Genomic DNA, 20,793 nt, shown 5'->3' with positions numbered 1-20,793 from the left:
TTTGTTAGAATCCAATCCTAAAATAACTCCAGCTGCTCCGGGCCTTCTTCCTTCTCCGGCTCCGTGCGGTCAGGGAAAGGCTTGACAGGTTGACCTAGCAGTTCCATCATCATCTGGGCATTGGCAGCGGCATCTCCGGCAGAATTGTTGTTGAAAATGACAAAAACATCTTCGCTCTGCGCCTGCAGCTGCTCCAGATAACCTTTCCATTCCAGCAGCTCCTGCTCATTGTACCGATACAGATACCGTGTCTCGCGCCAGTTGGGTGCCCCGTTCTGATGCCAGCCCGACACATTGCGACCATGCATGCGCACCAGCGTCATGTTTGGATCGGTGGCAATCGGTACGATGGGAATCGAACCCGGCCCAGCCTGGGGTTCGTCACAGACGCTGTGAATCCAGCCCTGCTCCTTCAGAAAAGCAAGCGTGCGTTCACGGAAGCTGTCCTCGTACCAGCTGCGATGCCGGAATTCAATCGCACACGGAATGCCCTCCATGCGCAGCTTCACTTCCCGCAGTTCATTCACATTGTCCCGGTTGCATTCAAACCATGGCGGATATTGAAACAAGGCCGCTTGCATTTTACCAGCCTCGATGACGGGCTCCAGTGATTCCCGAAATGCTTTGTACATCTCGGATGTGCTGTTGAAATACGGCTTGCCGCGCAGATGTCCGGTCATTCCCTGATAAGCCTTCACGATAAATGAGAACGACTCGGGTGTCTCCGCCGCCCAGCGGGCCATCCGGTCCCGAGGCTGTACGGCATAGAAGGAGCTGTCCACCTCCACTGTAGAGAAAAATTGGCTGTACAGCTGCAGCTTGTCCTTCGCTTTGGTGCGGTTCGGGTAGAGGTCATCATGATCGCCCCATCCCGTGAGTCCGATACGAATCATAGGAACACCTCCTGTTATTTATATTTAACCGATTCGCAGGAGTATGACATGTGTAACATTATATCGTGCGTTATGGGGGCATTCAATGAGACGAGGGACGATCATTTTGAGTTTGGGACATAAACGGTTACAATAATTTGAAATGATGCATCACAGACGTGGAGGTCGAAGGTCTACATGACGGAATGGTACGAAAAGAGCTTTGGAGAAGATTATCTGCTCGTATACAAACACCGGGATGTGCATGGTGCCTATGAGGAAGTACATAAAATGATTAACTGGCTCAAGCTCCACCCGGGTGCAGAAGTACTTGACCTTTGCTGCGGCATGGGCAGGCATTCTCTTGCCCTGGCGGACGCCGGATTACAGGTGACAGGAGTCGACTTGTCGGATGTTCTGTTACAGGAGGCACGTGAGCTGGATACAGAGCATCGGGTCAGATGGGTTCATGCCGACATGCGCAGCGTTCCACTCGAAGGTGGATTTGACGCGGTGGTTAACCTGTTCACTTCGTTCGGATATTTTCCCGAGGATATGGAGCAGCTCAAGGTGCTGTATGCCATCCATCATATGTTACGGCCGGGAGGCCGCTTTATTATTGATTTTATCAATACTGCTTACGTGAAGGAACATCTGGTTCCACATTCGGTTCGTGAAGACGAAGGGCAGCGGATCGAGGAACTTCGCAGAATACAGGACGGTTTTGTGCAAAAGGAAATTCGAATCACGGACATCGCAGCCGGAGCTGAACCGCGCATTTATAAAGAAAGTGTCAAGCTCTATTCATGTGAGGAGCTCAGCGATTTGATTCATGAAGCAGGTCTCAAGGTGGATCAGGTGCATGGCGGCTACGATGAAGAGCAATACGAAGAGCAGACTTCGCCACGGATGATTTTTGTTGGACATCGACCTGCGGAGTAATTAATCTTTACACGTTAACGAAGAGGACAGGGGATAACGATGAAACGTACACGTAATGAAACCATATCAATGCCAGGAGGCATGCATCGTATTCAGATCACAATGTCTTTTCCGCTGCGCTGGGTGAACAGCTATATTTTAACCGAGCCGGATGGCAAGGTGAGCATTATTGATCCGGGACCGCGTACAGCGGAGACCGAGCAGGAGTGGCATGACGCATTAGGGGAACTAGGCTTGACCTTTCAGGACATTCATCAGATTGTACTGACTCATCATCACCCGGACCATCTCGGCTTGTCCGGCTGGATGCAGCAGATGACCGGTGTGCCCGTGCTGATGTCGGCGCGCTCCGCCCAGGAAGCGGATTATATGTGGGGACCTGAAGCGAGCATAGATGAGAGGCTGCCTGAGTATTATCGCATCCACGGTATGCCAGAATGTAAAACAGTTGAAATCAAAGCGCACATGAGAACATTCATCTCACAGATTACCCCGCTTCCCGAGGTGACACGCATTGCAGATGGGGAGATGCTGCATATGGGAGGTAAAACGTGGATTGCCGTGGAGACGGGGGGACATGCACCGGGACATCTGTCGTTCTATGCGCCTGAATCGAGGGAAATATTGTGCGGGGATGCCGTGCTGCCACAGATTTCGCCCAATATCAGTCTGCAGCCGGGCAGTGACCCGGAGCCATTACAGTCCTACATGCAAGGTTTGATTCGTTTGAATGCATTGACGGTGGAGCGAGCCTACCCGGGGCACCGCAATCCGTTTACCCGTTTTACGGAACGTACAACAGAACTGCTTGCACATCATGAAGAACGCCTGGCGAAGCTGTCGGAACGTTTGCAGGAGAGCCCGGCCCACGCATACGATATTTGTTTGCATCTGTTTGGCGATCGGCTGGGAACACACCAGCTGCGTTTTGCGATGAGTGAGACGCTGGCCCACTTGCAAGAGCTAATCCGGCGTGGCCTGGCAAGAGAGGCACAGGAGCCGGACGGCATCATTTATTTCGAATATCATCAGTAGAACGGAGTGGATTGTGCAAAATCTTCAATTCAACATATACAGATCGAAGTGAACAGTGGCACTTATTTTTCATATAAAATACGGTTATAACCCGGAGTGGGGATGTTAACGCATCCTCGCTCTTTTTTTGTAATCATGCTTTAGAAAAAAGCTTTAGCCGCTCTTAACCGTTTATTCAGATTATTTTAAGCCAGCGACTTTATCATACAACTATGAACTTCGCTATAGAAAGCAGGGATGAGCATGGCAAGGCGTAAACAAAACAAATGGCGGAAATGGCAGGCCTCGGCGGCGGCTACGTTGACTGTAGCTGCAATCTTTCAATATGTAAGAACTTCGGATGCTTTTGATACTGCATATGCGGCAGCTAATGGTACAGATACAGGTGTGATGACGTCTACGCAAACGGACTCACGGGACGATGTTATGGATGAGTGGTCCCCGGATTCGACAGATTCATATAGCTGGAATACAGATGGATATACGGGTGATTCCAATCAGGAACAGACGGATCAATCCGGGACAATGCAGGATAATCGCATGGATCGTGGAAGCTTGGGTTCACGAAGCAGCGACTCCGGTAGCAGCAGCAGTGGAAATTATCGTTCACGCACAGGTGCATCATGAGCCGCACAGAGCAGGTGTATCGTGCCCTCCGTTTTCGATTTCAGGCGATGAACACAAGCGTTGAGGTGCAGCTCTGTGCAGACCGCGAGCAGGCCGAACATGCGGCATCTCTGGTGAAAAACTGGTTTGAAACACAGGAGCAGCGCTTCAGCCGCTTTGTAGCTGGCAGTGAGCTGAATCGTCTCAATAACAGCAGCGGGTGGATGCCCGTATCGGCAGCGATGGATGAAGTGCTTAGTCTGGCTTACGGATATATCGGGCAGACAGAAGGCATTTTTCAGCCAGGCATCTCACATGCTCTTCGTTTGTCAGGATATGATGCAAGCTTTGAGAAAATACATGAAAGAGCATCTTATCAGTCTTTGACGGAACGGAATCATCTGATCCATGGAAGAGTAACGAAAGCGGTCAGCAGAGAACAAGATCCGTTTGACTATAGTCGTCCCACCTGGATACAGCGTGAAGGCAGTCGAATGGTGCATCTGGACCCGGGAACAGAGCTTGACCTCGGTGGAATCGTGAAAGGCTGGGCTGTAGAACGTATTGCAGACTGGCTGCAGAAAAAGATGAAGATTGCTGCGGGGATGATTAATGCAGGCGGTGATGTTCAGGTATGGGGAACCTTTGATCATTCCCTATGGATTCTTGAGGTATCCAGTCCGTTTACACAGGAGCAAGGCATATCCGGGGAGGTTCGGCTTCGGAACGGAGCTGTAGCTACATCCGGCATAACCCGGAGACAGTGGCAGGATAACAACGGACGTTCAGCGCATCATTTAATTGATCCCCGTACGATGAAGCCAGCGGACACAGACATTCTGCAATGCACCGTTGTCGGAAAGCATACATCACAGTGTGAGATTATTGCCAAAACGGTATGTATCCTGGGCAGCGGAGAGGCGGTAAAATGGCTCAATCGTCATTATGACCGACACGATGTACTTTGGATGACAAGAGATGGTTCTGTTTATTTTAGAGGCAATACAGCAGCACTTGCGGAATGTTGGCCCGGTTTTGATCCGGATCACCGTTTCAGCCTGATATAGAGGATTACAAGTCTAATAGATATGGGGGAGCCGGTTATGGCACAGTGGATCGTAGATTACCTGCCGACGTGGAGTATCATTCGGATTAGCGGCATTGCGGCATATTTGTTTCTTTTTGTGGGTGTATTTCTAGGTATTGCTCAAGGCATGCCTATGGCAAAGGGCAAGCCCAAAGCCGTGATGTTCCAGTGGCACACACGGACAACCTGGCTTGCCTTCGGGCTTGGCATCCTACACGCACTTACATTAGTTATTGATCATTATAGTCCGTTCATCTGGAGCGAGCTATTGATTCCTTTTACCGCCTCGGTTCACCCGGTGGGCAGCGGACTCGGCACGTTAGCTTTCTACGGCCTGTTAGTCGTATTGTTATCCAGTGATCTGCGCAACAAGCTGGGGCGCAAATGGTGGTTCATGTTCCATATGTTATCCTATCCGGTGTTCGCAGGTTTATTGATTCATGGCCTGGTGACGGGAAGTGATTCGGAGAACATCATCATTCGTTTGATGTATGTATTTACCGGGCTCAGCATTGTGGGCATCACGGTATTGCGCGGCTTGCTGCGGAAGCGGAAAGGACCGGAGATCACGATCGGACCGAAACAGACAACATCCGAATTGATCACGGAGCGTAAATGGGCAGAAGCCCGTGCACTGGCTGTACCTGCTGGACAGGAGCAGTTTAAATAGCTCCATGCGTTGTCCATGATCAGAATGTTCATTCGAAATATGTTTAATGGAATACTATAGTCACAGATTCAGTGATTCAATGGTTCAGTGGATAATTCATGAAAATGATATTGAGAAAGCGGCCGAGTTGGGCCGCTTTTTTGACTGTTTTTTTATCTTAAACACAGATAAGGCTGATATGTATGGATGCGAAATGCAATCGATCCATGTAACCCGAAGCTATCCATGTTCATGTTATATTTTATCGTCGCTGACAGGCTTCTCTCCCATGGCCTCTTCCATCTCGGACTGCTTGCGGTGGGCAATTCGGCTGCTGGCAGCTGATGCGATAGCACCCACAATATCATCGAGGAATGTATGCACAGGTCCAAGACTTTTGTCATTTAACCGTTCCAGCACGCCAGGCTTCAGCTTGTCCACATATCCGTAATTCGTGAAGCCGATGCTGCCGTATACATTCACAATCGAAAAGGCCAGAATTTCATCCACACCGTACAAACCTTCATCATTCTCAATCATCTCTTGCAACGGAGAGATCAGTTGTCCCTGCTCTGCCAGCAGATCAAGCTGAATGCCTGTGAGCACAGCGTTCTGTACCTCACGTTTCTTCAGGACCATCTCCACATTCTCGATGCATTCTTCCATCGTCAGTCCAGGGTAATACTTTTTCTGCAGTAGCATAACCAGTTCTGCGATCTCCAGGATCGTGACGCCCCGCTTGTGTAGCCACTCCCTTGTCGCTTCTGCAACCTTGCGGCTGTTGAGACTGTAAGGGATTTTTTCCTGCTCCGGATGTTCCATGGGCGAATCCTCCTCTGATGTTAATATAAATTGAACGAAGAGGTTTACACGGGAACACTCCGATGACAGAATAACCTGGAGAGTAGCGGTTATCTCCAGATTTTTTGGATTCCCTTTTTTGAAAGGGAAAATCCGGTTATAAGCGTATGCTTCCGATGTAGCTTTCTTGCAGAAAGCTTTCAGGCGACCGCTCCGCTTTTCCAGGTTTTTTCTGTCCTCTCCGTTAACGTGTAAAAAAATCGTTCAATTTATATAGAAATACGTTTATTACCTACATACGTCATTAACCAGATTGCGTTGCTTTTATGTTTGTATCATATGCAGATCGTCAGGTCCAGCAGGGCTTGTGCAAAAAGTAGTTATTTTTTGACCAAAGGCTCGTATACATGGTAGTACAAACTGTAAAAATGATGAGGGGGAACGTGATCATGAGAAAGATCCCGTCTTTGCGTAAGGCATCCGCAGCAGCATTGTTAAGTATTCCTGTTGTATTAAGTGGCTGCGGGATGTTTGGTGCCCAGTCTTCGGAAGCGATTGATCCGCCGCCGCGCATTCAGGAGGCCGCCATGATTCAGGCTGCGGAAGGGAATGGCAAGCTCGCCACGCTTCCGCTGACGACGGTTTATTTGCAGGATCAGCAGGGACTTCTTGCGCCCGTTTCCTTAACACTTCCGTCTGGAACGGATGTAAGCAGTCCGAAGACTGCACTGGATACGCTGGTTACGGGCGGAGCCTACGCTGGAATGCTTCCTGAAGGCTTCAAGGGAGTGCTGCCACAAGGTACAGTTGTACAGAATGTAACACTACATGCGGACGACAAGCTCGCTGTTGTGGAGTTCTCGGGTAACTTTGCCAAATATGACGCCAAAGATGAACGTAAAATGCTGGAAGCTATCACATGGACGCTGACCGGCATCCCGGATGTCAACAACGTGCAGATCTGGGTCGATGGCAAAAAGCTGAGCCAGATGCCCGTGAACAGCACACCGCTGCCAGAGCCGCTGAACCGTGCAGTCGGCATCAACCTCGATCTGGGGGATACCTTTACAACGAACAGCAGTCCGGTGACGGTTTATTTTTCAGCCGCTTCCCCTGCGGGTGTGCAATATTATGTTCCTGTTACACGTCTCGTAGCGCCAGGTGGGGACCGTGTGCAGGCTGCTCTGAACGAGCTGATCAAAGGACCAGCCAAGGGCGGAGAGCTGGAGGAAGTGATGACAGGCGGCACCGAGCTCCAATCCGTAAAAACGTCTGAGGATGGTACGGTGACGGTTGCGCTCAAGGATGATATGTTTACCGAAGGGGATATCGTGCCAAGTGAACTGCTGCAGTCCGTTGTCCTGACAACGACAGAGAATACCGCAAGCAAAGACGCCAAGGTACAGATTGAGTGGAACGGACAGAAAACAGTCAAGGGCGATGATAACCGGGACTACAGTGCGCCTGTGTCCAAGCCGGAATATATTAACGAAATCCCGATTTAACGGATATGAGCGGCACAAGGGTGCTTTTAAACGAACTCTTTGGTAAAATATAAAGGATTGTTGTTAGAGAGAAGAAATTCAACATTACAGGATGCTTAAGTCGTAGGAGGCAGAAAATATGAGATCTAACGGACGAACTAGCGAGCAGCTGCGCCCGATGAATTTAACAATTAACACGAATAAATACGCTGAGGGCTCTGTATTGATTGAAGTCGGTGATACAAAGGTAATCTGCACAGCAACCGTGGAGGAGCGGGTTCCTCCCTTCATGAAGGGTCAAGGAAAGGGCTGGGTCACAGCAGAATATTCGATGCTTCCTCGGGCTACACATACCCGAAACCAGCGTGAAGCCAATCGGGGGAAATTGACAGGGCGTACGATGGAAATTCAGCGTCTGATCGGTCGCGCTCTGCGATCTGTAGTGAATTTGCAGGCACTCGGTGAGCGTACCATTACGCTGGACTGTGATGTTATTCAGGCGGATGGAGGCACTCGTACAACGTCAATTACGGGGTCCTTTGTCGCCTTGGCGCTGGCGGTGAACAAAATTGCGCAGCAGCACAAGCTGCAGGTGTTCCCGATTACGGACTTCCTGGCTTCCGTGAGTGTAGGCGTTGTGGGCGAACAGCCGGTGCTGGACCTGAACTATGATGAGGACTCGAAAGCCAAGGTCGATATGAACCTGGTAATGACGGGCAGCGGCAAGTACGTGGAGCTTCAGGGCACAGGTGAGGAAGCGCCATTTGACCGCCGTGAATTGAATGCGATGCTGGAGCTTGGTGAGCAGGGAATATTGGAGATGATCGAGCGTCAAAAGGAAGTGCTTGGACCGATTGCGCTCAAAATCGGCTCCCGCGGATTAGGAGAGGCATAAGATGAACCTGGATAGCCCGGTTATCGTTGTTGCCACTCGAAATGCAGGGAAAGTGCGTGAATTTGCACATGCCTTTGCGCCGCTGGGAAAAGAGGTCAAAAGCATGTTCGACTATCCGGAGCTGCCGGATGTTGTGGAAGACGGTGTGACATTTGCCGAGAACGCGTGGAAAAAAGCAAAAGCGGTTGGTGATGCTCTTGGGCTGCCTGTTCTGGCAGACGATTCAGGGCTTTGCGTTGATCTGCTCAACGGGGAGCCAGGGGTGTATTCGGCACGTTATGCGGGTGAAGGCGCAACCGACGCACAGAACAACGCCAAGCTGCTTGATGCTCTTGCCAAGCTGAAAGCAGGCGAGGATACACAACCGCCGCTGCTGAGCACAGCACGATTTGTGTGTGCACTTGTGTTGTATGATCCCGCAACCGGCGACAAGGTTGAAGCGGAAGGCACGGCTGAAGGCTGGATTACGGCTGACGCAGCGGGTGAAGGCGGCTTCGGTTATGATCCGCTCTTCTATGTGCCGGAATATGAGATGACGATGGCCGAGCTTACGCTGGAGCAAAAACAGGCGATCAGTCATCGGGGCCATGCGCTGCGAGCGCTTGTTTCCCGTTTGGAAGCATAACAGGCATAACAGCAACTTCATAATTCTAATGAGACGTTGACGAAAAGCATTTTCATTCATGGAGATTGAGCCGTGGCTGAGCTGCTTTTCGTTGGCGTCTTTTTTGTGCTTTATCCTGTTGTTGGTATTCATTCATTGTAACGAAATGTGTGATGTCATGCTTCAATATACCTAAATGAAAGGACTTATTCAGGAAGGAGAGAGATGAGAACATGTGTTCTTTTTCCTATGTGAAGAATAGGGTCCTTTGCATGATTGAGAAGCGCACTGGGACTGGGGTTGGAAGAAGTTGCAAGTCAGGCCGGGTATGGGTTAACATTCAGAATAGCAAATGATTATGGAACCATAAACGGGAGGGATTTGGCATGCAGGAAGTGAAGCTGGTGGTGTCTTACGATGATTATGAAGAAGGGAAGCGAATGGAGACGTTGATTCGCGAATTGGCGTCGAAACCGGAAGCGGCATCGCTGGAGAGTCTGATCATTGGAGATTGGGGACAAGCTTATGAAAATTCACCGATGGAATTCCAGGATACGCTGATTGAGCTTGCCCCGAGCTTTCCTGCTTTGAAGAAACTGTTCATCGGTGATATGGAATCCGAGGAGTGTGAGATTTCATGGATTGTGCAGACGAATCTTGCGCCCTTTGTACAGGCTTTCCCGAATCTGACCTCCTTTGTTATCCAGGGAAGCAGCGGTTTGGAACTGGAACCCCTGAAGCATGGCAAGCTTGAAGAGTTGATTATTATCTGCGGAGGACTGCCGAAGGCTGTATTAAACTCCATTGCTGCAGCCGAGCTGCCTGAACTGCGCAAGCTTGAACTGTATCTGGGCGTTGAGGATTACGGATTCAATGGTTCGATTGACGATGTGCTGCCATTGCTGGAAAAGGGGCGTTTCCCCAAGCTGGAGTACCTCGGATTAAAGAACAGCGAGATTCAGGATGAGATTGCCAAGGCGGCTGCAAATGCACCGGTTCTCGACCAGATTCAGGTGCTTGATCTCTCCGAGGGAACCTTATCCGACGAAGGTGCAGAGGCACTGCTAGCCAGTGAGAAGATTAAACAGCTGAAGCACCTCAACCTGAGTTATCACTATATGTCGGATGAAATGATGGCTCGTTGGGAGCAGTCCGGCATCCCGGTGAATGTCAGTGATCAGCAGGAAAGTGATGAGGATGACTGGCGCTTCCCGATGATTACGGAATAATTCATGTCTGGTGAACAGCCTTTGTTATTGATCGGCAATCCGGACAATCGGCGGACGGCGGGGCTGCAGGAGGCCAGGAAACGAATGGACATGAGCCCTGCTGTGGTGTTGTCGTATGAGCAGCTGCTTCGGACCTGGAGACAGGGCGGAACGCTGGCCGAGCTTGTGAAGTCGGTCCCCATCGCTGCTTCTCCGTTGATTCGACTGGATGCTCCGGGCGAAGACTGGCAGGTGGAGCGTGGGCTTTTACATCTGGGGGCCATGGACAATAAGATATGGCGTGATGAGCCTTTTGGGGAGAGTTTATCTGCCGAAGCCTGTCTTGCATTGGAGCAGCAGTGGGGCAGAATTTATGCCCCTGCTCAATGGTTTCGCGGCTGGAAGGTTTGTCTGGAGCGGATCAGGCTGGAGGCGCGGGAACTGTGGCCGGAGGTGCGTTTCTGGAATGACCCGGAAGAAATTGGTTTGATGTTTGACAAAAGAGCATGTCAGCGGCATCTGGCACAACACGAGATTTCAGTACCGCCGTTATTGCCGTCCTCACAGCCTGTCACATGCTCGGAAACGCTGCGTGCGGCGATGGATGACTCGCGGATGCATCGGGTTTTTGTCAAGCTTGCCTACGGCTCGGGTGCTTCCGGGGTTGTTGCTTACCAGCTGAATCCGCGGACGGGGGCGGAGATCGCAACAACTACGGTGGGCATGGAGACCGTTCAGGGCCGGACTGTTTTTTACAATGAAGGGAAACTCCAGAAGTATACCAGCCATAACGAAATTCGGATTCTCATGGACTGGCTTTGTGCTGAAGGCGCCCAGATCGAACGATGGATGCCGAAAGCAACACTGGATCAACGGGTGTATGACATTCGGCAGCTTGTCGTGGCAGGGCAGGCCGGTCATGCCGTCATGCGTCTGAGTCGCACGCCAATAACCAATTTGCATTTACGCAACGAGCGGATGCTGCCAGCCGATGCTGGTCTGAGCGAGCAGTACATGTCGATGATTCAGCAGGCTGCACAACGTGCGATGATGACCTTTCCTGATTCATGGTCGGCTGGAATTGACGTGATGCTTACAGGGGGAATGAATCCCCGAGCCTATGTGCTGGATGTGAATCCGTTCGGAGATTTGCTGTACCGGGTTCAGCATCAAGGCTTGAATGCTTATGAATGGGAAATGATGCTTTTGCGAAAGGAGCCTGTAACACATGCCTGATATGAACACCATTGTGGGCTCCCACGATATATTAATGATTACACTGGATACGCTGCGTTATGATGTCGCCAAGCTGGAGGAGCAGCATTGCCCTAATCTGTGTGGCTCTGGTTCCTGGGAGAAGAGGCATACCCCCGGGAGCTTTACGTACGCTGCACATCATGCTTTCTTTGGCGGTTTTATGCCTACACCTGCCAATACAGACAAGGCATCTCATATCCGGCTGTTCCATTCACGGAACACGGGACTGAAGACGCACCCTCATACGTGGCTGTTTGATACACCGGATATCGTTTCCGGTTTTGCCGGTGAAGGGTATCGTACGATTTGTATTGGCGGGGTTATTTTTTTCACGAAAAAGAATGCTCTTGCCAAGGTGTTGCCTGGTTATTTCCAGCAAAGTTACTGGCGAATGAATTTCGGTGTAACCAATCCAAGGTCCACAGAGAACCAGGTGAACCATGCCTTAAAACTGCTTGATCAGACAGCACCGGATGAGAAGCTGTTTCTGTTTATGAATGTGTCCGCTATACACGGGCCTAATCATTATTATGTTGAAGGAGCAAGAGAGGACTCGGTAGAGACCCAGCGAGCTGCTTTGCGATATGTGGACAAGGCATTAGGGCCTTTGTTTGAAGCGATGAGAGAGCGTGAGCGGCCGACGTTTTGTCTGGCTTTTTCGGATCATGGTACAGCTTATGGCGAAGACGGGTACCACGGACATCGGCTTGCACATGATGTGGTCTGGACCGTTCCGTACCGTGAATTTATTTTATAAGGAGGAAGCCGGGTGAGTGATTATTCCGAGCGAATGGCAACAAGAGCTGCACAGTCTGGTACTGATCCGGCGTCAAGTCTGCGTGACGTGCTGACATTCCCTTATCGTTCCTATCTTTACTCCTATCCACACAAGACCGCATATCGGGAGCTGCAGCCGCCAATCCCGCTGCAGTCATTGTGGGAGAAGGAAGATACCGAAACCTATTTTTTGTACATGCATATTCCCTTTTGTGCCGCTCGCTGCGGGTTCTGCAATCTGTTCACTTTGCCGGACAAGCGGCAGGACAGCCACGAGCAATATGTGGACGCACTTGAACGTCAAGCAAAGCAGTGGGCACCCATTACATCGCGCAGACCTTATTCACGATTTGCTATTGGTGGAGGAACACCAACATTACTGAATGAGGTACAGCTTAGCCGTCTATTTGATATTGCTGAACAGATTATGGGGCTCGACCCGGAGCAGGCGTCGATCTCGGTGGAGACATCACCAGACACGGTAACGGACGGCAAGTTAAGTATTTTGAAGGAGCGGCGAGTGGATCGGGTCAGCATGGGCATTCAGAGCTTTATTGAGGCAGAGGCATCTGCGATCTATCGTCCGCAAAAACCGCAGGAGGTAGAACGGGCGCTGGAGAAGCTGGCTCGTCACGATTTTCCACTGTTAAATCTGGATCTGATCTACGGGCTGCCTGGTCAAACGGTGGAGTCATGGACGTATTCACTTGAACGAGTGCTGGCTTACGAGCCGGGTGAGATTTTTATTTATCCTTTGTACACAAGAGAAAATACGATTGTAAAGCCTGAAGATATTCAGCGTCAGGGACCTGATATTCGTATGGAGCTGTACAAGGCCGCGCGTAAGCTGTTAAAAAGCAAAGGTTATACGCAGTATTCCATGCGGCGATTTGCCAAACAGAAGTCTTCTGTCAAAACATTGCTGCCTTACAGCTGTCAGGAAGAGGGCATGGTCGGTCTTGGATGTGGCGCACGCTCCTATACAAGCGAGGTGCACTATGCTTCCAAGTATGGCGTAACCTACAAAGCAACACAGAGCATTATTGCCGATTATGTTAACTCGGAACGTTACGATGCAGCGGATTATGGCATTGTGTTAAGCCTCGAAGAGCGGAGACGCCGTTTTATTTTAAAAGCGCTGCTTCACCGGGAGGGACTGATGCTGTCTGCTTACCAGGAACGCTTTGGGACAGATGTAATGTCTGACTACCCGTGGTTGATGGAACTGCTCGAAGAGAATATGGCTTGTTTGGAGATGGATGCTGGTGAGCGAGTGCTTCGTTTGACAGAGGACGGACTTGGTTACTCCGATGCCATCGGGGATTGGCTGATTTCTGCGGACGTTCGGGAGCAGATGGAAGGATTTGTTTTCTCATGAGAGCGACGTTGTATTATCGGGGAAAGTTGTCTTCCTGCAATTATGATTGTCCTTATTGTCCGTTCAGCAAAACGGTGGATTCCAAAGAAACGTTAGCTATAGATCAGCAGCAGCTCAGGCAGTTTGTAGACTGGGTGAGAGAACAGGAGCGAGAGGGTCATCGTTTCTCGATCTTTTTTAATCCATACGGAGAGGCTTTGGTACGTCGATGGTACCGGGAAGCGATGGTCGAATTATCCCATATGCCCCATGTGGAGAAGGTGGCTGTTCAAACGAATCTGTCGGTCAAACTGGATTGGGCACGTGAGCTGCATGTAGATAAAGCGGCATTCTGGGCAACCTATCATCCCAGAGAGACGAAGGAGCGTTCTTTTGTCAATCAATGCATGGCTTTACGGGAGATGGGCTTGTCTTTTAGTGTAGGTACGGTAGGGTTGCGTAGTGCGTTTCCGGCGATCGAATCCATGAGAAAGGCTTTGCCGGATGATGTGTATATGTGGATCAATGCATTTAAGGATCGGCCCAAGTATTATACTCCGGACGAAGTTCAGTTTCTGCGCGGAATTGACCCGCTGTTTGAAGGTAATTTGCAAGACTATGACAGCTTGGGCAAGCGATGTGCCGCAGGCTCGGACGTTTTTTATGTTCAGGGCTCGGGACATGTAAAAAGATGCTACAAGGATCGCCGCATTATTGGTCATCTCTATCGTGATGGCCTGCAGGCCCTGTCAGCAGAACGACCTTGCGGTATGAAAAAATGCGGGTGTTATATCGGTTATATTCATATGCAGGATTCCCCGTTCAGAGAGACATTTGGCACAGGGCTGCTTGAACGTAACCCGGATTTTATTTATCAATAAATTCATCTTTCAGCAATGCTTGTTGCAAACCGAAAGGTTTGTGTACAAGCTCTTACTGAAAGGTGTTTTTTTATTTTTACATAAGAGATTATCTGGATTTCAAATACAATTAAATAGGTCTTGACATGTTTTTAGTGCAAATTATTTATTTTTATGTTTCAAATTTAGTTCTTTTTGGGTTAGTATTAATTAGTAATAAAGACCTGTTTTAGAGATGTTATGCATGTATATTATATAGATCATATCTTTTTATAGGTCTTTGTACTCAAATCAAGGAGGGTTGGATACGCAAACGTATAATTTGCAAACTTTTATTGAACCTCGGGAGGAATCAACGTGAAAAGGGTATCCATTAGTCAAAAATTGCTGATCGGATTTTCATCTGTACTTTTGCTATTAGTAGCGGTTACGGCTATATCCTATTTTCAATTTGTAAGTTTGGAGAGAACGTATACCAATTTAATCAATGACCGAACAAGCAAGCTGCTGAAGATCAAAAACATGTCGATTGACCTGAAATCACAACAAGTTGCTTTGAGAAACTACATTTTGCAGCCTGGTCAGGAAAATGAGGATACTTTTCAAAAGGCTTATGAAGATTACATAAAGTTGAGTGAAGAATTGAAATCAACTGTTACAACCTCGACGATGAAAGATTATATAGCTAAATCCGACGAGATGATGGGCAAGTATTATGATTTTACTAAAAATATCATGTCTTTGACCAAGCAAGGCAATACAGAGGAGCTTTCACGCTTAATGGAAGGAACCGGGCCGCAGATTGTTAATGAATTGGAAGCCATTGTTCAATCTATGGAGAGTCATCAGCAGAAAGCAATGGATGAAGGCATTGCTGCGGCCAATGTGCAAACCGCCAATGTGCTGCGTTTGATCTGCGTTATAGGCATCATTGCGATCCTCATTGGTTTAGCCATTGCCCTCATTATTGGCAGAATCATCTCCAAACCGGTTCAGTCTGTTGCCCGTGCGGCAAGTCGAATTGCAGACGGGGATCTGACAGGAGAGCCGCTTGTTGTCCGTAACAAGGACGAGATTGGCGAAATGGCGCTGGCATTTAATACGATGTCCAGTAATTTGCGTATGCTTATTCATCAGGTTGGTGATGGTGCGGAGCGTGTGGCGGCTTCTTCGGAGGAACTGACGGCAAGTACAGAGCAAACGGCCACTGCTACGGAGCAGGTAGCCAAGACGATGGAAGAAATTGCAACAGGCATGGATGCGCAGGTTCGTATGGTCAGCGAAGGCTTCCAGACGATGAATGAACTCGCAATCGGATTTCAGCAGGTAGCCGAGAGTACAAACCTTGTGTCCGATAAAGCTTCAGAGGCTTCCGCTCAAACGATCTCTGGCAGTGAGTCCATACGTTCAGCGGTTGGACAGATGAACTCCATTCAAACGACAGTATCTGGTCTTGCTGCAGTTATTGAGGAACTGAGTAAACATTCCGCTGATATTGTGAAAATGGTCGATACCATCTCTGAAATTTCGGCGCAAACCAATCTGTTATCGCTGAATGCAGCTATCGAAGCAGCAAGAGCAGGCGAACACGGGCGAGGATTCCAGGTTGTTGCGACAGAAGTTCGCAAACTGTCAGAGCAATCGGCGCAATCTGCCGGGGAAATTGTGACGCTGGTCTCCTCCATTGAGACGGGTATGAGAAATGCTGCGCAATCCATGAGCGTGGTGTCATCCGAGGTTGCGGAAGGTATCCAGTTGGTGCATCAAGCAGGTGGCACTTTCGAAGATATTCGCAACGCGGTTAGCGGTGTGGCCGGGCAGACTCAGGAGGTCTCCGCTTCAATTGAGCAGATGAATGCAGGTGTGGAGCAGATCAATGCATCAATGAAATCGATCATGGAAGTAACGGAGAGTGCGGCAGCAGGCACGGAGGAAGTAAGTGCGACGAGTGAGGAGCAGTTATCCGCAATGCAGGAGATTGCTTCGGCTGCTAATGATCTTTCATCAATGGCTGAGATCTTACAGCAGTCGGTTGCTCGTTTTAAAGTCTCGTAAAGTCTTCTAAAGTTCTCCTAAAGTCTCATCATTCAAGTATGTACAGGAATGCCCCTACACCGTGTTGATGGTGTAAGGGCATCTTTGCTTTATACCCGTTCAAGATGTAAAAGATGCATGATGCGATGATTGAAAAGTAGATATGCGCTTCAGTGAAATTAACGAATAGCTACGTTATATGTTTTTAACCATCCATTGATCTGGGTCAAATAAGCAAATAGCTGTGGTCCTGACATCAATTGTCCAAACCATGGCAGATTAGAAGAGGCTTCAGGTGAAGAGGCCAGATTTCGAATCTGTACTTTGTCGATTAACGGCAAAATAGGGGATGCTGGATCATCCAGAATATCAAGTACCTGCTGTTTAACTGCTGCAAGATACTGAGGATTATGAGTTTTGGGATATGGACTCTTTTTACGATATAACACATCATCAGGCAGCACGCCTTCAAGTGCTTTTCGCAAAATACCTTTCTCTCGTCCACCCGTAATTTTCATTTCCCAGGGAATGTTAAATACGTACTGGATCAGCCGATGGTCACAGTAAGGGACACGCACTTCCAGACCTGCCCCCATACTCATTCGGTCTTTGCGATCGAGCAATGTCGGCATAAAACGCGTAATATTTAAATAAGACATCACACGCATCTGTGCTGTTTTGCCTGTTTCTCCATCCAGTAAAGGAACTTCGGCAACAGCATCTGAATACCGGTCAGCCAGATAGTCCAGTGGTTTAATCCAGTCGCGAATTTCGGGAGATAATAATCCGGCCCTCATATCAGGTGCGACTGACCAAGGGAATGTGCCGGAGTTCAGCATCTCATCCCGGTGAAACCATGGATAACCGCCAAATACCTCATCTGCGGCCTCGCCGGAAATGGCGACGGTTGCTCCCTTTTTAATCTCCTTGCAGAATAAATAAAGTGATGAATCCACGTCTGCCATACCCGGCAAATCTCGTACCAGCATAGCCTGATTCAGGGCATGAACAAGCTCCCCGTTCTCAATCTCGATCCAGTGATGGTCGGTTTTGAGCTCATCCACCATCCGTTGAATCCATGGACCGTCTGCACCTGGTTGAAAGGAATGCGCTTGGAAGTGCTTGGCGTTATCAACATAATCGACGGAATATGTGCTGACTTGACCTTGCCCTGTCCGGTTATAATAATCCACTGCCAATGCAGACAGAGCGCTGGAATCAAGGCCGCCGGATAAAAGAGAGCATACCGGAACATCGGAAGCCAACTGGCGCTCCAGCGTATCCTGTAACAAGCGGCGTACTTCAGCGGCAGTCTCCTCCAGGTTGTGTTCATGGTTGACGGATTCGAGCTTCCAATAGGCATACGTTTTGATGCCATTACGGCTGTAAATCATCGCGTGAGCGGGTTTTAACTCATGAAGTGAGGAATATACACCGTGTCCCGGTGTTCGTGCAGGACCAACGATAAATACCTCTGCGAGCCCTTCCGGGCCGACTGCGGCCTCTACATCCGGATGAAGGAGCAGAGCTTTGGGCTCGGAACCGAAAATAAGGGCTTCCTTTCCATGGCTGTAAAATAGAGGTTTGACCCCTAGGCGGTCTCGAGCTATGAAAACCTGCTCGCGCCCGCCATCCCATATGGCAAAAGCAAAAATTCCGTTAAACTTTTCAACGCACACAGGTCCCCATTCGATATATGAGGCAAGAAGCACTTCGGTGTCACACTGGGTACGAAAGTGATGCCCACGCTGAAGAAGCTCCTTCTTCAACTCGGGTGCATTGTATAGTTCTCCGTTATACACAACGGTATAGGAGGCATCTCCTTGTAATGCATGCATGGGCTGTGCCCCGTTCTCCGGGTCCATTACGCTGAGGCGGCGGTGTCCAAAAGCACAAGGGTTGGAAATCCACGTACCTGAAGCATCGGGCCCGCGGTTCGATAAGCTATCCGTCATCCGGACCAGCAGCTCCGATTCCTGTGTCAAATCCCGATTCCATTGCACGAAGCCGGTTATACCGCACATGGTTAGTTCATCCTTTCTTGGTCGAGTCGTTCATCCGTATGCTGCCAAGCGTCGAGAGCAGCTAGCAAATGTTGTATTTTTCGTCAGAAGTCGTAACAAATATATGCCGAATGCAGGCATAAAATGTCTGTCCTCTTCGGAAACTACATCTAGGGATATCAGCCTCAAGCTGCCTGTGAAGGAGAGAGCATGCAATGGACAGGATCAATTATTACGTGTCTGTCATAGGCCGCTCGGTTATACCGGATTCATCTGCATCATCCTATGAATGGGTGATTCAAGCCACACCGCAGGAAGCGGAGCATTTACTGGGATTGCTTTATCTTATGCAGGAAAAGGAAGAAGAAGCCTTTCCAGGGATGGTATTTCCGTGGCCCGACACGCCAGAACATGATGTGAACCGTGCGTATGAAGCGGTTTTGCAGCAGGTATATCGAGAAATTTACCGGCTAGGCACACCGGAGACCAGGCAACAAATTGAACAAACGACATGAACAGAGCGGGCAACATGACTGGAACTGGAACGAAGCCAATGATCAGAACAAAAGGAGAGAGATGACGATGTACGCCATTCAGGATGCTAAAATACGCAGATTAACAGAAGTGGATGGATTATCTTGTGCAGAGGTGGAAGTACAGCCTGGCAACGCGGGAGATCCGTCATTACTTGTATACGTTGCTTCAACCCAGCCGGGAAACGAGCTTCAGGTGGTGCGCATTGTACGCAATCACTCGGATGCAGCGATTGACTGGTATAACAACAACATGCATACGGCTTTTGAAGATGCGACAGATACAGCGTTTGAAAATAGTGAGGGCGTCACAGCCGAGGAGGACAAGGCGCAGTTTCAAAGCAACCTGTTTGCCTTTGGTTTGCTTGGCCCCACACTTCAGCGGTATTTGATCGGTAAAGCGTGAGGGGAAAAGATCAAAGTTATTGTTAGTGAGTGAATTAGAGGTATCGTTAGGGTGGGCCAAACCAGCTTAGATCAGGGCGCGTCTGAAAACGATGAAGGGAGCAGATTTTTTGTAGAATTTTCGTTCCGGGCGAGGGGATTTACTGCAGGTGTGCCGGGGCACGTCAAGGAAAAGTGACGCAGAAGGGGACGAAGAGGTGGCAGAAGGTGCACTTCAGCGGGTTTCGTGATACGCCCTATATAGGGTGGTTTTTATTGTAGTATGCGCGTAAACAGACACAACCCCGCCGGGTACGGCGGGGCTGTTGTCATTTTGTCAGCATTCGGATCACATGGGAGTGAATTGCTGAGCAGATGAAATGAGATGTGATATTCACTGCTGCAGAATCAATAGCAGATCAATAGTATTCGCGCAGAACCTGAATGCCTTTTACGATATTGTACACAAAGCTCAGGCCATAGATGACAAAGAACAAAACAACAAAACCGACAGCTGATCCCACGCTTTGGGAGGTCACGAAGAAATATAATAACGGAATCGCAGCAAGAAATGGGAATACATGGGAGAAAAGTGCGCGCTTTGCATGTCCTGCGATGTATTCATCCCGCGCAACAATCCAAACAATGATGGGAAATAGAAAAGGTGCAAAGAAAATGCTGAAATAGGATAATGATGATAAAAGTTGTCTCATTCACAAATCTCTCCTTCAATCAATCTCTGAAATGTATGTATGCAAACCAATTACCCTGCAAGTGGTAAGTTGAATAAGTGGGAGTGGTGCCGGTATCCTACTGATGATGGTGAATTTGGGTGAGAGGTGTTTTGGCTAAGAATGTTATTACTATTACCTCAAAACCAATAGCCTATTCGGCTTTAGATAGCAGTATGCATACTATACGGCGCAGGGTGTTTAGTGGATGCATTATTAATTTTTAATAAAACTATTGAAAAATATAGAAATCGGAGTATAATAGAGAACGTTCCGCATTTTTGTTATACATATTTGTCTCAGTAGCTCAGCAGGATAGAGCAACGGCCTTCTAAGCCGTCGGTCGGGGGTTCGAATCCCTCCTGGGACGTTAGTGAAAAAAGCTTCCTTTGGGAAGCTTTTTTTGCGTTCAAGGGATGAGAACCCCAAGGGTTCGTCGAAGCATCGGCTTCATGAGAAAAGGCATCGCAGTCTCGCCTGGAAGGCGAGTATCCCTCCTGCGAAGTGAGACCGCGTAGACTGGCATTGATTGTGTGAGGAGCGCGCAGTGAGTTCAGCGTCACCTTTAGCGCAACCAGTACCGCCAACACAAACATCACCATCATCATATCACAACCATTACAACCGTCATCATCAGCATCACCAGCATCACAACCATTGCACCATCGCAACCA

General features: G+C 49.1%; 20 protein-coding genes and 1 tRNA gene. 17 read left to right on the top strand and 4 right to left on the bottom strand.

All coding sequences use genetic code 11. The features are described 5' to 3' along the window. Positions 1-17: 17 nt before the first annotated feature. Positions 18-893: a DUF72 domain-containing protein gene (locus ACQSGY_RS13550; RefSeq protein WP_427052268.1), complete on the bottom strand. Its 876-nt coding sequence runs from the start codon at positions 891-893 to the stop codon at positions 18-20. 177 nt (positions 894-1,070) lie between these two features. Here ACQSGY_RS13550 and ACQSGY_RS13545 point away from each other — a divergent pair, with 177 nt between their 5' ends. From ACQSGY_RS13545 to ACQSGY_RS13525, 5 genes are all read left to right on the top strand, one after another. Continuing rightward, positions 1,071-1,814 carry a class I SAM-dependent methyltransferase gene (locus ACQSGY_RS13545; RefSeq protein ID WP_427052267.1) on the top strand — a complete coding sequence of 248 codons (744 nt, stop codon included), beginning with the start codon at positions 1,071-1,073 and terminating at the stop codon, positions 1,812-1,814. Positions 1,815-1,853: 39 nt separating this feature from the next. Next, on the top strand, positions 1,854-2,849 hold the full coding sequence (locus tag ACQSGY_RS13540; RefSeq protein WP_427052266.1) for an MBL fold metallo-hydrolase: 996 nt from the start codon (positions 1,854-1,856) through the stop codon (positions 2,847-2,849). A 243-nt stretch (positions 2,850-3,092) separates the two neighbouring features. Then, a complete protein-coding gene (locus tag ACQSGY_RS13535) occupies positions 3,093-3,476 on the top strand; it encodes a hypothetical protein (RefSeq protein ID WP_427052265.1) in 384 nt (127 codons plus the stop codon). Then, positions 3,473-4,522, top strand: a complete 1,050-nt coding sequence (locus ACQSGY_RS13530; RefSeq protein ID WP_427052264.1) for an FAD:protein FMN transferase — start codon at positions 3,473-3,475, stop codon at positions 4,520-4,522. The genes ACQSGY_RS13535 and ACQSGY_RS13530 overlap by 4 nt, the downstream gene beginning before the upstream one ends. Positions 4,523-4,558: 36 nt before the next feature. Then, on the top strand, positions 4,559-5,212 hold the full coding sequence (locus ACQSGY_RS13525; protein WP_427052263.1) for a ferric reductase-like transmembrane domain-containing protein: 654 nt from the start codon (positions 4,559-4,561) through the stop codon (positions 5,210-5,212). 234 nt (positions 5,213-5,446) lie between these two features. On the opposite strand, the gene ACQSGY_RS13520 is transcribed toward ACQSGY_RS13525, so the two are convergent. Then, positions 5,447-6,013, bottom strand: coding sequence for a phosphatidylglycerophosphatase A family protein (locus tag ACQSGY_RS13520; RefSeq protein WP_111268920.1), 567 nt, complete (start codon positions 6,011-6,013; stop codon positions 5,447-5,449). Positions 6,014-6,441: 428 nt separating this feature from the next. Between ACQSGY_RS13520 and ACQSGY_RS13515 the strand changes: the two genes are divergently transcribed. The 9 genes from ACQSGY_RS13515 (at position 6,442) to ACQSGY_RS13475 (ending at position 16,489) form a co-directional block, all read left to right on the top strand. Then, positions 6,442-7,497: a GerMN domain-containing protein gene (locus tag ACQSGY_RS13515; RefSeq protein WP_427052262.1), complete on the top strand. Its 1,056-nt coding sequence runs from the start codon at positions 6,442-6,444 to the stop codon at positions 7,495-7,497. A 118-nt stretch (positions 7,498-7,615) separates the two neighbouring features. Continuing rightward, positions 7,616-8,371: a ribonuclease PH gene (rph, locus tag ACQSGY_RS13510; protein ID WP_110898930.1), complete on the top strand. Its 756-nt coding sequence runs from the start codon at positions 7,616-7,618 to the stop codon at positions 8,369-8,371. A 1-nt stretch (position 8,372) separates the two neighbouring features. Further along, complete coding sequence (locus tag ACQSGY_RS13505) at positions 8,373-8,996, top strand: XTP/dITP diphosphatase (protein WP_216519689.1); 624 nt, start codon at positions 8,373-8,375, stop codon at positions 8,994-8,996. Between the two features lie 365 nt (positions 8,997-9,361). After that, entirely contained in the window at positions 9,362-10,204 is an 843-nt protein-coding gene (locus ACQSGY_RS13500; protein ID WP_427052261.1) for an STM4015 family protein, read from the top strand. 3 nt (positions 10,205-10,207) lie between these two features. Continuing rightward, complete coding sequence (locus tag ACQSGY_RS13495; protein WP_427052260.1) at positions 10,208-11,419, top strand: STM4014 family protein; 1,212 nt, start codon at positions 10,208-10,210, stop codon at positions 11,417-11,419. Continuing rightward, on the top strand, positions 11,412-12,197 hold the full coding sequence (locus tag ACQSGY_RS13490; protein WP_427052259.1) for an STM4013/SEN3800 family hydrolase: 786 nt from the start codon (positions 11,412-11,414) through the stop codon (positions 12,195-12,197). The genes ACQSGY_RS13495 and ACQSGY_RS13490 overlap by 8 nt, the downstream gene beginning before the upstream one ends. A 33-nt stretch (positions 12,198-12,230) precedes the next feature. Further along, positions 12,231-13,595, top strand: coding sequence for an STM4012 family radical SAM protein (locus ACQSGY_RS13485; protein ID WP_427052440.1), 1,365 nt, complete (start codon positions 12,231-12,233; stop codon positions 13,593-13,595). Beyond that, a complete protein-coding gene (locus tag ACQSGY_RS13480) occupies positions 13,592-14,455 on the top strand; it encodes an STM4011 family radical SAM protein (protein ID WP_427052258.1) in 864 nt (287 codons plus the stop codon). The genes ACQSGY_RS13485 and ACQSGY_RS13480 overlap by 4 nt, the downstream gene beginning before the upstream one ends. 336 nt (positions 14,456-14,791) lie before the next feature. Next, a complete protein-coding gene (locus ACQSGY_RS13475) occupies positions 14,792-16,489 on the top strand; it encodes a methyl-accepting chemotaxis protein (protein ID WP_427052257.1) in 1,698 nt (565 codons plus the stop codon). 158 nt (positions 16,490-16,647) lie between these two features. Here ACQSGY_RS13475 and asnB read toward each other — a convergent pair whose 3' ends face one another. After that, complete coding sequence (gene asnB / locus ACQSGY_RS13470) at positions 16,648-18,492, bottom strand: asparagine synthase (glutamine-hydrolyzing) (protein WP_427052256.1); 1,845 nt, start codon at positions 18,490-18,492, stop codon at positions 16,648-16,650. Positions 18,493-18,686: 194 nt separating this feature from the next. Between asnB and ACQSGY_RS13465 the strand changes: the two genes are divergently transcribed. Further along, positions 18,687-18,986, top strand: coding sequence for a hypothetical protein (locus ACQSGY_RS13465; protein ID WP_188593356.1), 300 nt, complete (start codon positions 18,687-18,689; stop codon positions 18,984-18,986). Beyond that, positions 18,970-19,410 (top strand): hypothetical protein, encoded by a 441-nt coding sequence (locus ACQSGY_RS13460; RefSeq protein ID WP_367398493.1) that lies wholly within the window; start codon positions 18,970-18,972, stop codon positions 19,408-19,410. The genes ACQSGY_RS13465 and ACQSGY_RS13460 overlap by 17 nt, the downstream gene beginning before the upstream one ends. A 397-nt stretch (positions 19,411-19,807) precedes the next feature. Here ACQSGY_RS13460 and ACQSGY_RS13455 read toward each other — a convergent pair whose 3' ends face one another. Next, positions 19,808-20,101, bottom strand: coding sequence for a DUF4870 domain-containing protein (locus tag ACQSGY_RS13455; RefSeq protein WP_111268931.1), 294 nt, complete (start codon positions 20,099-20,101; stop codon positions 19,808-19,810). A gap of 314 nt (positions 20,102-20,415) precedes the next feature. Between ACQSGY_RS13455 and ACQSGY_RS13450 the strand changes: the two genes are divergently transcribed. Continuing rightward, positions 20,416-20,489: transfer RNA gene (locus tag ACQSGY_RS13450), tRNA-Arg, on the top strand. Positions 20,490-20,793: the final 304 nt, after the last annotated feature.

Origin of the sequence: Paenibacillus sp. TC-CSREp1 (assembly GCF_050171015.1) — a bacterium.
Lineage (GTDB): Bacteria > Bacillota > Bacilli > Paenibacillales > Paenibacillaceae > Paenibacillus > Paenibacillus silvae.
Note: the sequence above shows the minus strand (reverse complement) of the source record. Positions and strands in the feature narration are given on the sequence as shown.

What these genes read in the sequence shown, in the direction of transcription:
- ACQSGY_RS13550 (WP_427052268.1), bottom strand. Translation starts at nt 893, where the DNA reads ATGATTCGTATCGGACTCACGGGATGGGGCGATCATGATGACCTCTAC.
- ACQSGY_RS13545 (WP_427052267.1), top strand. Translation starts at nt 1,071, where the DNA reads ATGACGGAATGGTACGAAAAGAGCTTTGGAGAAGATTATCTGCTCGTA.
- ACQSGY_RS13540 (WP_427052266.1), top strand. Translation starts at nt 1,854, where the DNA reads ATGAAACGTACACGTAATGAAACCATATCAATGCCAGGAGGCATGCAT.
- ACQSGY_RS13535 (WP_427052265.1), top strand. Translation starts at nt 3,093, where the DNA reads ATGGCAAGGCGTAAACAAAACAAATGGCGGAAATGGCAGGCCTCGGCG.
- ACQSGY_RS13530 (WP_427052264.1), top strand. Translation starts at nt 3,473, where the DNA reads ATGAGCCGCACAGAGCAGGTGTATCGTGCCCTCCGTTTTCGATTTCAG.
- ACQSGY_RS13525 (WP_427052263.1), top strand. Translation starts at nt 4,559, where the DNA reads ATGGCACAGTGGATCGTAGATTACCTGCCGACGTGGAGTATCATTCGG.
- ACQSGY_RS13520 (WP_111268920.1), bottom strand. Translation starts at nt 6,013, where the DNA reads ATGGAACATCCGGAGCAGGAAAAAATCCCTTACAGTCTCAACAGCCGC.
- ACQSGY_RS13515 (WP_427052262.1), top strand. Translation starts at nt 6,442, where the DNA reads ATGAGAAAGATCCCGTCTTTGCGTAAGGCATCCGCAGCAGCATTGTTA.
- rph (WP_110898930.1), top strand. Translation starts at nt 7,616, where the DNA reads ATGAGATCTAACGGACGAACTAGCGAGCAGCTGCGCCCGATGAATTTA.
- ACQSGY_RS13505 (WP_216519689.1), top strand. Translation starts at nt 8,373, where the DNA reads ATGAACCTGGATAGCCCGGTTATCGTTGTTGCCACTCGAAATGCAGGG.
- ACQSGY_RS13500 (WP_427052261.1), top strand. Translation starts at nt 9,362, where the DNA reads ATGCAGGAAGTGAAGCTGGTGGTGTCTTACGATGATTATGAAGAAGGG.
- ACQSGY_RS13495 (WP_427052260.1), top strand. Translation starts at nt 10,208, where the DNA reads ATGTCTGGTGAACAGCCTTTGTTATTGATCGGCAATCCGGACAATCGG.
- ACQSGY_RS13490 (WP_427052259.1), top strand. Translation starts at nt 11,412, where the DNA reads ATGCCTGATATGAACACCATTGTGGGCTCCCACGATATATTAATGATT.
- ACQSGY_RS13485 (WP_427052440.1), top strand. Translation starts at nt 12,231, where the DNA reads ATGGCAACAAGAGCTGCACAGTCTGGTACTGATCCGGCGTCAAGTCTG.
- ACQSGY_RS13480 (WP_427052258.1), top strand. Translation starts at nt 13,592, where the DNA reads ATGAGAGCGACGTTGTATTATCGGGGAAAGTTGTCTTCCTGCAATTAT.
- asnB (WP_427052256.1), bottom strand. Translation starts at nt 18,492, where the DNA reads ATGTGCGGTATAACCGGCTTCGTGCAATGGAATCGGGATTTGACACAG.
- ACQSGY_RS13465 (WP_188593356.1), top strand. Translation starts at nt 18,687, where the DNA reads ATGGACAGGATCAATTATTACGTGTCTGTCATAGGCCGCTCGGTTATA.
- ACQSGY_RS13455 (WP_111268931.1), bottom strand. Translation starts at nt 20,101, where the DNA reads ATGAGACAACTTTTATCATCATTATCCTATTTCAGCATTTTCTTTGCA.